Source organism: Ruegeria sp. CDSB114, from assembly GCF_059611025.1.
This window is the reverse complement of the sequence record NZ_JBXWOT010000001.1, coordinates 1,300,196-1,313,744: the sequence shown is the minus strand read 5'-3', so window position 1 is coordinate 1,313,744 and position 13,549 is coordinate 1,300,196. Positions and strand designations below refer to the sequence as shown.

General features: G+C 57.7%; 14 protein-coding genes. 6 read left to right on the top strand and 8 right to left on the bottom strand.

Features of this window, described 5'->3' with window-relative positions; genetic code table 11:
* Positions 1-2: 2 nt before the first annotated feature.
* The 5 genes from AC2FIP_RS06505 to AC2FIP_RS06485 form a co-directional block, all read right to left on the bottom strand.
* Entirely contained in the window at positions 3-1,547 is a 1,545-nt protein-coding gene (locus AC2FIP_RS06505; protein ID WP_271949467.1) for a Ppx/GppA family phosphatase, read from the bottom strand.
* A gap of 49 nt (positions 1,548-1,596) precedes the next feature.
* Positions 1,597-2,286, bottom strand: coding sequence for a P-loop NTPase family protein (locus tag AC2FIP_RS06500; protein ID WP_142636820.1), 690 nt, complete (start codon positions 2,284-2,286; stop codon positions 1,597-1,599).
* Positions 2,287-3,360: an AI-2E family transporter gene (locus AC2FIP_RS06495; protein ID WP_142636822.1), complete on the bottom strand. Its 1,074-nt coding sequence runs from the start codon at positions 3,358-3,360 to the stop codon at positions 2,287-2,289.
* Between the two features lie 91 nt (positions 3,361-3,451).
* A complete protein-coding gene (locus tag AC2FIP_RS06490; protein ID WP_496785616.1) occupies positions 3,452-4,426 on the bottom strand; it encodes an isopenicillin N synthase family dioxygenase in 975 nt (324 codons plus the stop codon).
* The gene (locus tag AC2FIP_RS06485) at positions 4,426-5,790 is read right to left on the bottom strand and encodes an FAD-dependent oxidoreductase (protein ID WP_496785615.1); all 1,365 of its coding nucleotides are present in this window, start codon (positions 5,788-5,790) and stop codon (positions 4,426-4,428) included. Before AC2FIP_RS06485 ends, AC2FIP_RS06490 begins: the two co-directional genes overlap by 1 nt.
* Positions 5,791-5,957: 167 nt before the next feature.
* Between AC2FIP_RS06485 and proS the strand changes: the two genes are divergently transcribed.
* Both proS and AC2FIP_RS06475 read left to right on the top strand, forming a co-directional pair.
* Positions 5,958-7,298, top strand: coding sequence for a proline--tRNA ligase (proS, locus tag AC2FIP_RS06480; protein WP_496785613.1), 1,341 nt, complete (start codon positions 5,958-5,960; stop codon positions 7,296-7,298).
* Positions 7,282-8,175, top strand: coding sequence for a glycosyltransferase family 2 protein (locus tag AC2FIP_RS06475; RefSeq protein ID WP_496785611.1), 894 nt, complete (start codon positions 7,282-7,284; stop codon positions 8,173-8,175). The genes proS and AC2FIP_RS06475 overlap by 17 nt, the downstream gene beginning before the upstream one ends.
* On the opposite strand, the gene AC2FIP_RS06470 is transcribed toward AC2FIP_RS06475, so the two are convergent.
* Positions 8,172-8,531 carry a hypothetical protein gene (locus AC2FIP_RS06470; RefSeq protein ID WP_281972745.1) on the bottom strand — a complete coding sequence of 120 codons (360 nt, stop codon included), beginning with the start codon at positions 8,529-8,531 and terminating at the stop codon, positions 8,172-8,174. The two genes, AC2FIP_RS06475 and AC2FIP_RS06470, sit on opposite strands and share 4 nt — an antisense overlap.
* Before the next feature lie 247 nt (positions 8,532-8,778).
* On the opposite strand from AC2FIP_RS06470, the gene AC2FIP_RS06465 reads away from it, so the two are divergent.
* From AC2FIP_RS06465 to AC2FIP_RS06455, 3 genes are all read left to right on the top strand, one after another.
* Complete coding sequence (locus tag AC2FIP_RS06465; RefSeq protein WP_496785609.1) at positions 8,779-9,861, top strand: DUF6492 family protein; 1,083 nt, start codon at positions 8,779-8,781, stop codon at positions 9,859-9,861.
* A gap of 63 nt (positions 9,862-9,924) precedes the next feature.
* Entirely contained in the window at positions 9,925-11,220 is a 1,296-nt protein-coding gene (locus AC2FIP_RS06460; RefSeq protein ID WP_496785608.1) for a lipoprotein-releasing ABC transporter permease subunit, read from the top strand.
* Entirely contained in the window at positions 11,213-11,899 is a 687-nt protein-coding gene (locus AC2FIP_RS06455) for an ABC transporter ATP-binding protein (protein ID WP_496785606.1), read from the top strand. The genes AC2FIP_RS06460 and AC2FIP_RS06455 overlap by 8 nt, the downstream gene beginning before the upstream one ends.
* Here the strand turns inward: AC2FIP_RS06455 and AC2FIP_RS06450 are convergent.
* On the bottom strand, positions 11,883-12,320 hold the full coding sequence (locus AC2FIP_RS06450; protein ID WP_496785605.1) for a DMT family transporter: 438 nt from the start codon (positions 12,318-12,320) through the stop codon (positions 11,883-11,885). The genes AC2FIP_RS06455 and AC2FIP_RS06450 overlap by 17 nt on opposite strands.
* Before the next feature lie 91 nt (positions 12,321-12,411).
* Between AC2FIP_RS06450 and AC2FIP_RS06445 the strand changes: the two genes are divergently transcribed.
* Positions 12,412-12,816 (top strand): c-type cytochrome, encoded by a 405-nt coding sequence (locus AC2FIP_RS06445; protein WP_496690926.1) that lies wholly within the window; start codon positions 12,412-12,414, stop codon positions 12,814-12,816.
* A gap of 3 nt (positions 12,817-12,819) precedes the next feature.
* On the opposite strand, the gene AC2FIP_RS06440 is transcribed toward AC2FIP_RS06445, so the two are convergent.
* Positions 12,820-13,506: a hypothetical protein gene (locus AC2FIP_RS06440; RefSeq protein WP_496785604.1), complete on the bottom strand. Its 687-nt coding sequence runs from the start codon at positions 13,504-13,506 to the stop codon at positions 12,820-12,822.
* Positions 13,507-13,549 lie beyond the last annotated feature (43 nt).

Sequence of the window (13,549 nt, the reverse complement as noted above, 5' to 3'; positions counted from 1 at the left end):
GGTCAGCCTTTGATGATCAAGCGGGGTTCGGATTTCAGCGTGCTTGCCAATGAGTTCAGTCGTGCTTCAGCTACTTCGCTAAAGAGAGGGGCTGCGGCTTCGGGCAAAATCAGCTCTAGCTGACGTTTTTTAGGGTACAGCCGAAGCGTGCCCATCGTGGCTTCGTTCTGCATCCACAGCATTGCACCAAAGCGCATGGCTTTGCCCAGAATCTCGGCCTGTTCCTGATCTTTTTCGCCCAACAAGTCATAGAGAGGGGTAAACCGGTTGCCCTCACGCTTGTTGCGATACCTGTGCTGCAGGGCCAGCCCGATATAGACCCGTTCGGAATGCTTTAAACCGCCCAAGTTGGCGCGAGTTACGTAATCAAAGCAGGTTTCAGCCCGGTAATCCGGATGGGCGCGCCAACTGACATCGTGCAAAAGACACGCAGCCTTGATCAGCCTGACCCGCGCGGGCGGCGCGGATTTGAACAGAGGCATGACGAATTCGAACAGATGTTTGCCAAACCCGGGCAGGCGGGCATCTTTGGCTTCGGAAAAATAGCTGGCTTCGATCAGAGGGTCACGATCGCGCAGGATTTGTGGCATCTGTTCGTAAAGCAGGCCTTCGCGGATGCCATAGCTGGAAACGGCAATATCCTTGGGTTTGAACGTTCGCACCAGTCGCGCAAGCACATCCATAGCATAAGGGATCAGCGCCATCCGAGAACCCGAGACGCCTGCCAGACTGCGCAGTTTTTCCGGGTCACCCTTTTCGATGAATTTGATGGTCTGATGCACCTGCTTTGTCGTCATCCGATATTCATGCAGCACGTTCAGGGGATATCCCCGGCGCAGCATGTCGAGCCTTGCAAAGGCCCGCCAGCTTCCGCCCACCAGAAACAGACGATCGCGCTGAGGGCCCATCTGGTCGCGCAGGTTTTCCATCGTCTCCTTGATTTGCGCCTTGCGCGCGCGACGACCGCCCTTGATATCCCGCAGCTTCAGCGGACCCAGGGCCGATGACAGGCGACGACCAACGTCGCCGCCACCGATCTCGGCCAGCTCCATCGAGGACCCGCCGATATCACAGATCAGACCATATGCACCGGGCCAGCCCAGTAAAACGCCCTGAGCGGACAGGCGTGCCTCTTCCCCGCCGTCGATGACCGAGACCGTCAACCCGGTTAGCGCGTGAACTTCGGCGCAGAAATCCGGGCCATCCTTGGCCTCTCGCACGGCGGCGGTGGCCACGACGTGCAGCCCCGGCAGACCCAGATCGTCTGACAGTCGGGAAAAACGCTTCAACGCAGCCAGGGCACGTATCCTGCCAAGCGGGTTCAGGCGGCCGGTCTCGGATAGGCCCGCGCCAAGCTCGCACATGACTTTTTCATTGTAGAAATAGGCAGGCGATCGCGCCGCACCATCAAAGATCACCATCCTGACCGAGTTTGACCCTACATCAACAACGCCGACGCGCGACAGGGCGCGGGCCTCGGGGTTGTCAAACAACGGCTTTCCGAAAGGTCCCCAGTCGGGAATGTTGGTATCTACGGCTTGATCCATATCTCGTCCAGATATTCCAGGCTTAAGATGCGAAATCACCGGGGACGGGTCAATCGCTGGTTTCGGCATCTTCCAGTTCCGCACTCAGTACCCGTACGGCCAGAGCCCGCGTGATGTCTCGTTTCTCAGACAGCGCCAGTTGATCCAGCAGCGCCACAGTGCTGGCGGCGGTTTCGAAACGGCGATCCATATGTTTGACGAGGTAAGCGATGACCTCGGGTCCGGGGTTCAGCTGTCGGTCTACGAACAGTTTGGCCAGCACGGCGCCCAGTAGCGCGTCATCGGGCGGGTCCAGCGCAACGTGATGTGCGCCTTCGATCCTGCTTTGCAGGTCAGGCAAGGGCAACTGCCAGAAATTTGGCGCCAGGCGCCCGGTCATCAGCAGGGCGTGGCCTTCTGCCAACACAAGATTGTGCAAATGGAATAGGGTTTTCTGCTGGTCCATATCGCCAGCAATCATGGGGACATCTTCCACCGCGATCGGTGTTTGGGCGAGGTCAGGAACCTCGTCGTGCTTAATCTGCGAGGCTTGCACAATGCGACCACCGGTCTCTGCCGCCCACACATGGGCCAGATGTGTCTTGCCCGCGCCTGCAGGACCGCTGAGCACCAGTTTATTCCCCGGCCATGAGGTGGCCGAGATCATGGCCACGGCCAGCGCATTTGCGGGCGAGACGAAAAAATCCTCGCGCCCCAGCGCAGTCTTGGCCGGTAGATCAAAGCTCAGCTGTAGGGCCATTCAATCGTCTTCCTGGTCCAAACCCACAAGGCCAGTATACAGACGGCTATCCAAATAGATCGACGTGGCAAAGCGCGCCAGAACGCCAAGTGCTGCAGCGACCGGCACCGCGATCAGCATCCCGACAAATCCGAACAGGGCGCCAAAGACCGACAATGCCAGCAACAGCCAGACCGGGTGCAACCCGACCGAGCTGCCGACGAGCTTTGGCGTCAGAAAATTGCCCTCGGCCACCTGACCCAATGCAAAGACCGCTGCGACCAGCCCAATTTGCGTCCAGTCTCCCCAGAACTGGAACAGTGCCAAACCAATGGCCAGTGAGCCCCCGATCAGGGCGCCCAGATAAGGGATAAACGTGACTAAGCCGGCGATAAATCCAACGACCAGCCCGAACTGCAGTCCGACGGCCATCAGCGCGACGGCGTAATAGGTGCCCAGGATCAGGCAGACCGTGCCCATTCCACGTACAAATGAGGCCAGAACGCTGTCAATCTCGCCAGCCAGCCGCTTGATGGTGGGGGCGTGGTCGCGAGGCAAAAGCTCTGCGATACGAGCAATCATGCGGTCCCAGTCCAACAGCATGTAGACGGTGACCACTGGGACAATCACCAGCAGAACCACCACGTTGATGGCTGATCCAAGCGACGCAGCGACAGATTGCAGGACATCACCAGTTTTGGACTGAAGCGTCTCACCCAAGGACACCAGAAATTGGTGCGTGTTGGATTCGCGGTCCAAAAGCGACGGGAATTGCTGTTCGATAAACCCTCTTAGCTGCTTGAGAAGGCTGGGCATAACCTCGACCAGGTCGATCAACTGGGTGATCAGCGCCGGAACGACCATCAGGATAAGCAGTACGAAACCCAAAACGCCGACAACCGTGATTACCCCCGTAGCGGCCATGCGGGACAGGCCCAGCTTTTCAAGCCTATCCGCAACAGGATCAAGGAAATAGGCAATCGCGCCACCGATTACAAAGGGCAGCAATACATCGCCAAGTGCCCACAACAGCAGTACAATAACCACTGCGGCGATGCCCCAGTACCTGAGTTGATCTCTTACCGGCAAAGCCATGGCTGTCCCCTTGTTTCGGCACGTGCAAATGTTCTTGGCGTATGCGGCCCCACGATGCAAGCGCTTCATGACCCGCCAGAATCGCGCGGGGCTAATCGCTTAACGTGCCCAGTTCAGGGGTGGCGTCATGGGCTGTTTCGTCGGGCCAGTTGGTGCGCCAGATTTCGGCAGACCAATGGCCGCAATGAACGGATGGACGGTCAAAGCCGGGCAGAGGCGTCAAAAGCGGTTCGACAACCACATCATGCCGCGGCACCGCGAAATACGGGAAGGAATAGCGTTCTTGACCCGATCGGTTGACCACCCTGTGAGGGGTGGATTTCAACCTGCCACCCGACCAAAGCTCTAGCATGTCGCCGATATTGACGACAAATCCATCCGGCGGGCAGTCGGGTGTGATCCAGCCGCCATCGCGGGTCTGAACTTCAAGCCCGCCGACCGGGTCAGGGGCGATGATGGTCAGCGCATCTGTGTCCTTATGCGGGTGGATGCCATAGCCGGTATCGTCCGGGGCCTGAGGGGGATAGTGCAGCAGGGACATATTGGTCATAGGATCATGAAATGCGTCTCGCAGCTGGTTCGCAGGTAGCTTCAAACCCATCTCCAGCGCGCCCAGCAGCATATGCGCGACACCATCCAGCTTTGACCAGTAATCCAGAATCACTGCCTGTGCCCGTGGAACATGGCGGGGCCAGATATTTGGGCCATAGAGGGCACAATCTCGGCGGATGGGCGCATCCAGGTCCACCTGATAATGCAGCTTGTAGCCTTCGTATTTATCCGCTTTGCCCGACCCGTCATTCGGGGTGAAAAACCCCATCGGGATAAAACCGCGATAATTCTCGCGTGTGATCGCCTGGTCCCATTTCGCATCATCGTCGATGTCGAAAATCGCCCGGACGCAAGTGCGCATGTTGTTGACGGTGTCCCGCGAATCGCCGGTGCCGGTAATCGACAGGAACCCAATCCGGGTGCAGGCATCCATGACTGCCTGAACGGTTGCGTTGAAATCGGGGTGACTGGAGTCACCCAGCGGAGCAATGTCGATTGTTGGGATGTGGTCCATCAGCGTATCCTCACGCCTTGCCCTGCCAGTTCTTTATGCACCGGGGCAAGGTTCAATTTATCGAGGTCTTGGTTGCTTTTGAGTGAAAGCGCCGCAGCAATCCCCGCGCCCTGACCCATGACCGCACAGCAAGCCATGTTGCGCGTCGCCGCATGGGCAACCCGGTCCGCCCCATGTGACCGGCCCGCGACCAGCAAGCCTCTGATCCCTTTGGGCAGCATCGACCGATAGGGGATATGCATGTACCGACCAGTCGTGGGCAGGATCAAAATGCCATAGCCGTCGATGAATTCGGGATAGATGCCGATGGTGTCTTCGAACCGGCCCTGAAGGCGGGCATCATCCTCGGTCATGTTGTACACCGCGTCGATCTTGCGGGTGTCGCGAATGCCGATGGTCATCCCGAAATTCCGCAGCCGGGCGTTCTCACACCCGGGCATGAACCGGCGCAGCGCCTCGATGGCGAGCATTGACTGACGCCGCCCTTCGATCTCACCGCGGGTCATGCTGTCGGGATCGGTGCCATCGATCCCGGCCAGATGAATCAGGTTCATATAGGTCAGCTCACCGGTGTCATGCATCGCACCCCAAGTGCCCGCGATGGTGTTCAGATGTGCCGGGATCAGCCCCTGATCAATCGCCTGCTGGAACGGTTTGTGCACAAAGGGCGAGTACATGTCGTCCTCTTTACCGCTGGTCTCAATGTTCCATTCGCCACCACCGCCCCAATCCTTATAGGTCTGGGGGTCGGCCTTTACGCCTTCGATAAAGGCGCGCTTGTCGACGCCCGCCAGATGGAACATGACCGAGGCCGCCATCATGTCTTCGCGTGCGGTCTTGTGCGTGGGCGCACCGGCGCGATGGGCGACATCTGCGTCCCCGGTAGCGTCAATGACAACCTTCGCCAGTATCGCCTCGCGCCCGGCTTTGGATTCGGTAATGATGCCGGTGATCCGGTCGCCGTCCATGATCGGAGCCACGAATTGCCGGTGCAGCATCGGATGCACACGGGCCTCTTCAATCAGTTTGTCGGCGACCAATTTGAACCCTTCGCTGTCCAGCTCATAACTCAGCGACTGACTTTCTGGCACCGCCGCACCCATTTCTTTGGCGCGGGTTTCGAACTCCATGCCGATGCCGCCAGCCTCGACCGTTTGTTCGTGGCGATACCAGGCAAAGCCTTCAACGCCGACAGCAGTGATATTGCCGCCCATGCAGCCGAAGCGGTCGACCAGCGACACTTCGGCTCCGGCTCGTGCGGCCGCCAGCGCTGCGGCCAGACCTGCAGGCCCGGAGCCAACAACCAGAACGTCCGTGGAATGGACAACGGGGATCTGACGGGCGGGTTCTTGAATGGTCTGCATGGGCGCCTCGGTGACTTTACATTGCCGCCACATTTGACGCAGCTGACTGGCGGGTCAATCAAAAAACCGACAGGCCCGTGGTCGTAAAATCCCAATGCGTGATTGCCCCCGGCGGGGCTTTGGCATAATCACCTTTGAAGTCGAATTTTACCTCTAAAGGTCAAGCCATGCGCCTCAGCCGTTACTTTCTGCCCGTTCTCAAGGAAAACCCCTCCGAGGCTCAGATCGTCAGCCACCGGCTGATGCTGCGCGCGGGCATGATCAAGCAGGCCGCTGCTGGGATCTATTCCTGGCTCCCGCTGGGGTTCAAAGTTCTGCGCAAGCTGGAAAACATTGTGCATCAGGAGCAGGCCAAAGCCGGCCATATCGCTATCCAGATGCCGATCATCCAATCAGCTGACCTGTGGCGCGAAAGCGGGCGATATGACGATTACGGTCAGGAAATGCTGCGGATGAAAGACCGGCACGACCGCGATATGCTGTTCACGCCCACCGCCGAGGAACTGGTGACCGACATCTTTCGGGGCCACGTCAGCAGCTATAAAGACCTGCCGCTGACGCTCTATCAGATCCAGTGGAAATTCCGCGACGAAATCCGCCCGCGCTTTGGCGTGATGCGGGGGCGCGAGTTCTATATGAAGGACGGCTATAATTTCGACCTGACCAAAGAGGATGCGCTACACGCCTATAACCGCCATCTGGTGACTTATCTGCGCACCTACGAACGTATGGGGCTGCAAGCGATCCCGATGCGCGCGGACAGCGGTCCTATTGGCGGTGACAACACCCATGAATTCTTGGTGCTGGCCGATACCGGCGAATCCGAGGTGTTCTATGACAGCGCCGTCACCGACCTGACCTTTGGCGACCGTCAGATCGACTATGACGATCACGCGCAGTGCCAGTCTATTCTGGAAGAGTTCACCTCAAAATACGCCCGCACCGATGAGACCCATGACGAGGCGTTGTTCAATCAAGTGCCCGAAGACCGCCGCCGTGTGGCGCGCGGCATTGAGGTTGGTCAGATATTTTACTTTGGCACCAAGTATTCCGAAGCAATGGGCGCAACCGTTCAGGGTCCGGACGGCAAGCCGGTTCCGGTGCATATGGGCAGCCACGGCATCGGCGTCAGCCGACTGGTCGGCGCTATCATCGAGGCCAGCCATGACGACAAAGGCATCATCTGGCCCGAAGGTGTGACGCCGTTCCACTGCGGCATCGTCAACCTGAAACAGGGCGATGATGAGGCCGACGCGGCCTGTGAAAAGCTCTATGCCGCGCTCACCGCGCTTGGCCTTGAGCCGCTTTATGACGATCGCAAGGAACGGGCTGGTGGTAAATTCGCCACCATGGACCTGATAGGCCTGCCGTGGCGCATTACCGTTGGACCGCGTGGTCTGAAAAATGGCGTCGTTGAGCTGACGTGCCGCCGCACCGGTGAAAGCGAAGAACTGAGCCCCGAGGCCGCCGTCACCAAAATCGCCGAGATCTATGAGCACATCGCCTGATCAGACCGACGCGCCGTTGATCTCGGTCATCACCGCGACGCATAATCTGCTGTCTCAAGGGCGGCAGGACAGCTTTCGCGAAGTGATCGATTGCATGGCGCGTCAAAGCTGTGAGCGGGCCGAACACATCATTCAGGACGGTGCCTCGACCGACGGCACGGAGGAGTTTCTGCACCAGCTGACGGCAGGTGCACCGCGAACCCGAGTGATCAGCGCGCCTGATACTGGCCTGTATGATGCCATGAACAAAGGCGCCGAGGCTGCACAGGGTGAATATCTGCTGTTCCTGAACTCGGATGACTCGCTGGCATCGGATGGCATTTTGAACACCCTTGCCGACCTGCTTGCGGAATCTCGACCGGATTTCCTGTATGGCTCGACCCTGCGCAAATACGACGACGGTTCGGAAAGTCGGGAAAAGCGCATGTCGCTCAAAGCGATCCTACAGCGGATGCCGTTCTGCCATAATTCGGTGTTGCTGCGGCGGGATGTGTTTCAGGCGCTTGGCGGGCATGACACGCAGTTTCGGGTGGCTGCGGATTATGACCTGATGCTGAGGCTTGTCGCTACCGGATATCAGGGAGAGCGCACGGATGAGCCTGTTTCCATGTTCTGGGGCAGGGGCGTAACCAGCGACACTGTCAAAACCGCCGAGGATTATGCCCGCGTCTGGATTCAATTCTATTCAGGTTTCAATGCAGCGCGGACCCTGACCCGACAGGATTTCTTCCGGTTCTACCGCCGCGGACATATGCCCGCCAATCTGATGATCGAATTGCTGCGGCGCCCAGATACTCCGTTCGGGATCAAACTGGCGGCACGCCATAGCCTATGGAAAACGGCCCGCCGATCCGTACAGTTTTGGCGGCGCTATTAGTGGCCTGCCGCAGTCGGTCGGACGGATAGCAGATCACCATCAGCCTCGGATCCGCGTGGAACAACGATCGGACGGCCCAAGCGATTGACCAGGTCCTTAAATTCGAACCCCAGAAAGCGTATTCCGCAAACACGGTCGCCAGTCATGCGATCGGTGATACATAACCGCCCCTGTCGAAACGCCAAATGGTACCCTTTATCTTTCAGGATATCCGTCAGATTGCCCCAGCTTGCGGCACCGGAAAATATCGGGCGTATCGCCGCGCGCAGCAGTGCTGCGGTCTCGCAATCAATTTCTGTAGATAGTTTCCGGGCCGAAATTGCGCCCGGTTGTTCTGTTTCAGTACGAATATTCATGAGCGACCCCCGCTCTGGAAATGAATTCCCCCACAAAGTAGGGTGACAAAGTTTCTTTAAATAATCAAAAAGCGAAATAATATTGCGCCTAAAATGTTGCATTTTGAGTGCAGTTTCACCCTGAATGCTCACATTGACTTCATAGCTGAAACAATGCGGTGCTGTCTGTGAAGGGCTTCACAACCAAGGGTATAATGCCGCATGTGGAAATCATCCGTATTTTGAAAAACCCCGACCTGATTCGCCGATGGTTGAATTTCTTGCGGAATTGGATCACCAGGAATTTGCTGATACACGGGCCGAAAATCACAAAAGGATCCACGGTTTGCTGAGCTTCACAACCGTCGTCTATTCCAAAGACTTCCCCTTGCTTGAATTGCAGGCATTGTCTTTCGCCCGATTTGTTGACCCTGATCAGGTCGGCTCGATCCGGGTGATCATGAACGATGTGGACGAACCGGCACTGCGCGCGATGGTGGAACCGATTTTGGCTTCTTACGGTCCATTGCGACCCAAAGTTGAAGTCCTGAGCGGCGATGACGTTTTGCTGGCTCCTGGGCAATGCGCGCGCCGGTCGATCTCGGACAGGATATTGGTCGAAAACCGATACCGCATTCCGGGCGCGCGCAAGGGTGGATGGCGTGGCAACAACGGATACCGGACACAGCAGGTTTTGAAATTGGGATCTGCTCGGGCTGCCTCGACAGAAAACATTGTAATACTGGACACCAAGAACCTGTTTCTGCGCCCCTTTCAGGAGGCCGAGTTTTTCTCGGACAGTGGTGCGGCGCGGATTCCGTTTATCGGTGTGAACAGCGATTATCACAGACGCTGGCTGGAACAGAGCTTTGATGCGCTGGGCGCGTCGATCCCGGAAACGGACGGTATACAGACAACAAATTTCGCAACGCCTTATCCTGTGCGCCGGTCGCTGATCCTGGATCTGCTGCAAGAGATAAATGCGCGCCACGGATCGGTTCAGTCGCTATTTGCCTCTCGCAGGCGCCCGTCTGAGTTTATGTTGTTGAATGCATTTTGTCTGAAATCCGAAGCCGGTTTTGCGCCTTGGTTCGAACCCTCGGGAAACACCAGCATAGGGCTGTGGCCATCCTTCTCGGCGCAGAAACTGACCGATGAGCTTTCCCGGCTGGACGATCCGGAAACTTTGACCCTAGGCTTGCATAACAGAGCGCTTTACAAGCTGCCCGCCGACATTCGAAACCGGGTGTTTCACGAGCTGGAAAGCCGCGGTATCTGCGATCGTTCCATCGCCGAGGCCGCCTTGAACAGAACCGCTGCTTTGACGGGGCAAGTCGAAGTGGGCGGATAACCGGCTTGACCCCCGGTCGAATTGCCGAGAGGGTCGCCACAAAACAAAACCAGCGGAGCAGACATGGCCAAGACACCACCGCCATTTGCGCTTTTTGAGTGGAAAATCGCTTGGCGATACCTGCGTGCGCGCCGTGCTGAAGGTGGCGTCAGCGTGATGACATGGATTTCGCTGATCGGGATTACCCTGGCAGTGTTTGCGCTGATCGCCACATTGGCCGTCAGGTCCGGTTTCCGGTCCGAATTTGTCGGAACCATTCTGGGGGCTAACGCCCATGTGACCGTGTATTCATCGGGTGAGTTCACTGCGCAGGGGCAGGTAGATCGCACTATTGCGGATTATACGGACATGGCCGACCGGATCGCTCAGGTTCCGGGCGTTCAGCATGCAGCACCTTTGGTGAAAGGTCAGGTTCTGATCACCAATCGCGACCGCAGCAGCGGGGTTGAAGTATTTGGCATCCAGCCCGAAGATTTGCTGGAGCTGCCCGGTGTCGCCGAAAGCGAACAGGCGGTTGGTGATCTGTCGATGTTTCAGAACGGCCAGGACGTCATTGCCATAGGTTCAGGCGTCGCGCGCAGCATCGGGGCGACGGTGGGCGATACCATCAAGCTGACCTCGCCCAATGGGGTGAAGACCGCGTTTGGCACCTCTCCCCGGGTGAATGCCTATCAGGTGGTCTATGTGTTTTCTGCTGGGCGTTATGACATCGACCGGACGCGGGTCTATATGCCCTTCGAACAGGCGCAGGGTTTTTTCAACCGCGAGGGTGTGGCTGATGAGATCGAAGTTATGGTTGACCGCCCCGAAGAACTGACGCCGATCCTGATCCCGATCCTTGAAGCCGCAGGCGAGCGCAGTCAGATCTGGACATGGCAGGATGCCTCGGGCGGGTTCCTCCGCGCGCTTGAAGTGGAAGACAACGTCATGTTCATCATCTTGTCGATCCTGGTTCTGGTCGCGGCGATGAACATCGTCTCGGGTCTGATTATGCTGGTGAAAAACAAGGGCCGAGACATAGGCATCCTACGCACGATTGGCCTGAGCGAAGGCTCGATCCTGCGCGTGTTCTTCATCTGCGGGGCATTTACGGGGATCATCGGCACTGCGTTGGGTGTGGTGCTGGGCTGTCTCTTTGCGATCTATATCGACCCAATCTTCAGTTTTGTGAACTTTGTGATGGGGGGAGGGGTTTGGGATCCGTCCATCCGCGGCATCTATGCGCTGCCTGCCGAGCTGCATCTGTCGGATGTGCTCAAGGCCGTTGGCCTATCTCTGGGCTTGTCATTCCTGGTCACCTATTTCCCCGCCCGTCGCGCGGCGCGGCTGAACCCTGTCGAGGCGCTGCGCTATGAGTGATGTAATGATGCGATTGGCCAGTCTGACCAAGACTTATCTCAAAGGTAAGCCGGGTGAGGTTCAGGTATTGCGCGGTGTCGATTTGGACCTGCGTGCGGGCGAGGCCGTGGCTCTTGTGGCGCCCTCTGGTGCCGGTAAGTCGACGCTGTTGCATATTGCCGGATTGTTGGACACACCCGACACAGGATCGGTTGAGATTGCAGGCCAGAACGTGACCGGGAAAGGTGATCGCACGCGAACTGCGTTGCGGCGGCAGGATGTCGGCTTTGTCTACCAGTTTCACCATCTGTTGCCGGAATTCACCGCGTTGGAGAATATTACCCTCCCGCAGCTGGCCAATGGCGTGTCCGAAAGGGCAGCCCAGGAACGGGCGATGTCCCTTCTGGATCATGTCGGTGTCGCCGCGCGCGCCGATCACCGGCCGGCCGCCCTGTCTGGTGGTGAGCAGCAACGCGTGGCCTTCTGCCGCGCATTGGCCAACAAACCTCGGGTTCTTCTTGCGGATGAGCCGACAGGTAATTTGGACCCTGAAACCTCGGATCAGGTTTTTGACGCATTGATGGCTTTGGTGCGGGACGAGGGGCTCTCGGCTCTGATCGCCACACATAACATGCAGCTTGCCGCCCGGATGGACCGAACACTGAGGCTGGACGGAGGCGCGCTTAGGCCAGTTGAGTGATGGCAACGCCTGCAGCCATCACTACGATACCGCTTGCGCGAATCCATGTCAGCGGGGTGACCTGCGCGCCAAACAAGCCGAAGTGGTCGATGGCTGCAGTGCTGACGAGTTGCCCAAGAAGGACAAAGAACACCGCGTTGCCGACCCCAAAATGTGGCGCAACATGGGTGATTGACAGAACGTAAAAGGCGACAAGCACACCGGCCAGAAGCAGGTGCTTGGGGGCATCGGCAATTTTTGAAAGGGCTCCAAAGCCGGGAAAAACCACCATCAACGCTGCACTTGATGCAAAGGCTATCGCAAACAGGACCACAGCCGCTGTTGTTGGCGACCCGATCAATTTGCCCAATGCGGCATTCAACGCGGCAAGGATCGGAACCCCAATTCCAGCCACAAGCATAATAGCAGCATATTGTGTCATGCAGTTTTCCTATTGCCTCGTTGATCTGGATCATTGCGCCAAGCCCAGGCACGGGCAAGCCTGAAAATGTCAAATCTGACAGGAGGATGTGATGATCAGACAGGCAATGGGGGCGCTATCGATAGCGGCGTTTGTGACGGCGTCTCAGGTCAGCGCGCAGGATGCAGATACCGGCGCCGAGCTGTACCAGCATTATTGTGCAACCTGCCACGGGATCGACGCGACGGGCTATGGTCCAATGGCAGGCGTCCTTGTTATTCAGCCAACTGACCTGACGCGGCTTGCAAGCAGCGAAGGGGTATTCCCGACCGCTCGTGTTGTGGCGCGCATTGATGGACGAGACCCGCTGGTCAGCCATGGCAGCCCGATGCCAGTCTATGGACCGTATTTCGAAGGGCAGGATACGGCGATGAAAACACCAGATGGGCAGCCGATCCTGACCAGCCAGCCGATCGTGGATCTGGTGGCTTATCTGCAGACGCTGCAGGCCAACTGAACGTCACCGACAGATTCCTTCGATCTCGGCATCGGCCCAGGGGATGACCACTGCGCTTTGACGCTTGTCACCACGTAGCGGAGCCAGATCGAAATGTGCGCCCAGCATCTCGTGCAGACGTCTGGTGCGGGGTGCCGAAGGATCCAGCGCCCGGCAACAAATGTATTCCTCGACAATGGCGCCCTGCTGTTCGAACCCGTAGGAAAGGAAATCTGGTGAGTTCTCCAGGTCGAATTGATAGGGGTCGTTATTCCCGCCATGCTCGGCTGCGGCGCGCAGCGGATGATAGCCGGTCTTCTTGCGGTTTTGCCATTGCCACACATGGGTCAGTTCATGACCCAGCAGCATCGCCGCGATCAGGTTCATCCGATCCGGGAATTCGGACATGTAATCGTCCAGATACCAGTCCCGCGTGAAATAGACCTTGTTAAACAAGGCCACCGCCGCGGGTTTTGCGGTAACGATACCTTCCTGCGGGGCGGGCAAAATGCGTTCGCGGCAAGCAAGGCGTGACCGATCTTTACGATAGAAAGTTATTGGCGCAACTGGTGCGCCTTCGACCAACCGCACTTTGTTGAGTTTCAGCGTATCACCTTGAAGTGTGCGGGTAAAAGCAGCCTCCTGATCAGTCAGGGGGCGACCGCAAGCGGTGAGTACCAAAAGGGACGTCATCAAAATGAGGCGCAACATGACAAAAAATCTATTCTGGCAGCACTCGTGTGCAAATGGTTTT

Coding starts and splice junctions, on each gene's coding strand:
- AC2FIP_RS06460 (WP_496785608.1), top strand. CDS start 9,925: ATGGCCAAGACACCACCGCCATTTGCGCTTTTTGAGTGGAAAATCGCT.
- AC2FIP_RS06495 (WP_142636822.1), bottom strand. CDS start 3,360: ATGGCTTTGCCGGTAAGAGATCAACTCAGGTACTGGGGCATCGCCGCA.
- AC2FIP_RS06470 (WP_281972745.1), bottom strand. CDS start 8,531: ATGAATATTCGTACTGAAACAGAACAACCGGGCGCAATTTCGGCCCGG.
- AC2FIP_RS06450 (WP_496785605.1), bottom strand. CDS start 12,320: ATGACACAATATGCTGCTATTATGCTTGTGGCTGGAATTGGGGTTCCG.
- AC2FIP_RS06505 (WP_271949467.1), bottom strand. CDS start 1,547: ATGGATCAAGCCGTAGATACCAACATTCCCGACTGGGGACCTTTCGGA.
- AC2FIP_RS06440 (WP_496785604.1), bottom strand. CDS start 13,506: ATGTTGCGCCTCATTTTGATGACGTCCCTTTTGGTACTCACCGCTTGC.
- proS (WP_496785613.1), top strand. CDS start 5,958: ATGCGCCTCAGCCGTTACTTTCTGCCCGTTCTCAAGGAAAACCCCTCC.
- AC2FIP_RS06485 (WP_496785615.1), bottom strand. CDS start 5,790: ATGCAGACCATTCAAGAACCCGCCCGTCAGATCCCCGTTGTCCATTCC.
- AC2FIP_RS06455 (WP_496785606.1), top strand. CDS start 11,213: ATGAGTGATGTAATGATGCGATTGGCCAGTCTGACCAAGACTTATCTC.
- AC2FIP_RS06475 (WP_496785611.1), top strand. CDS start 7,282: ATGAGCACATCGCCTGATCAGACCGACGCGCCGTTGATCTCGGTCATC.
- AC2FIP_RS06490 (WP_496785616.1), bottom strand. CDS start 4,426: ATGGACCACATCCCAACAATCGACATTGCTCCGCTGGGTGACTCCAGT.
- AC2FIP_RS06445 (WP_496690926.1), top strand. CDS start 12,412: ATGATCAGACAGGCAATGGGGGCGCTATCGATAGCGGCGTTTGTGACG.
- AC2FIP_RS06500 (WP_142636820.1), bottom strand. CDS start 2,286: ATGGCCCTACAGCTGAGCTTTGATCTACCGGCCAAGACTGCGCTGGGG.
- AC2FIP_RS06465 (WP_496785609.1), top strand. CDS start 8,779: ATGGTTGAATTTCTTGCGGAATTGGATCACCAGGAATTTGCTGATACA.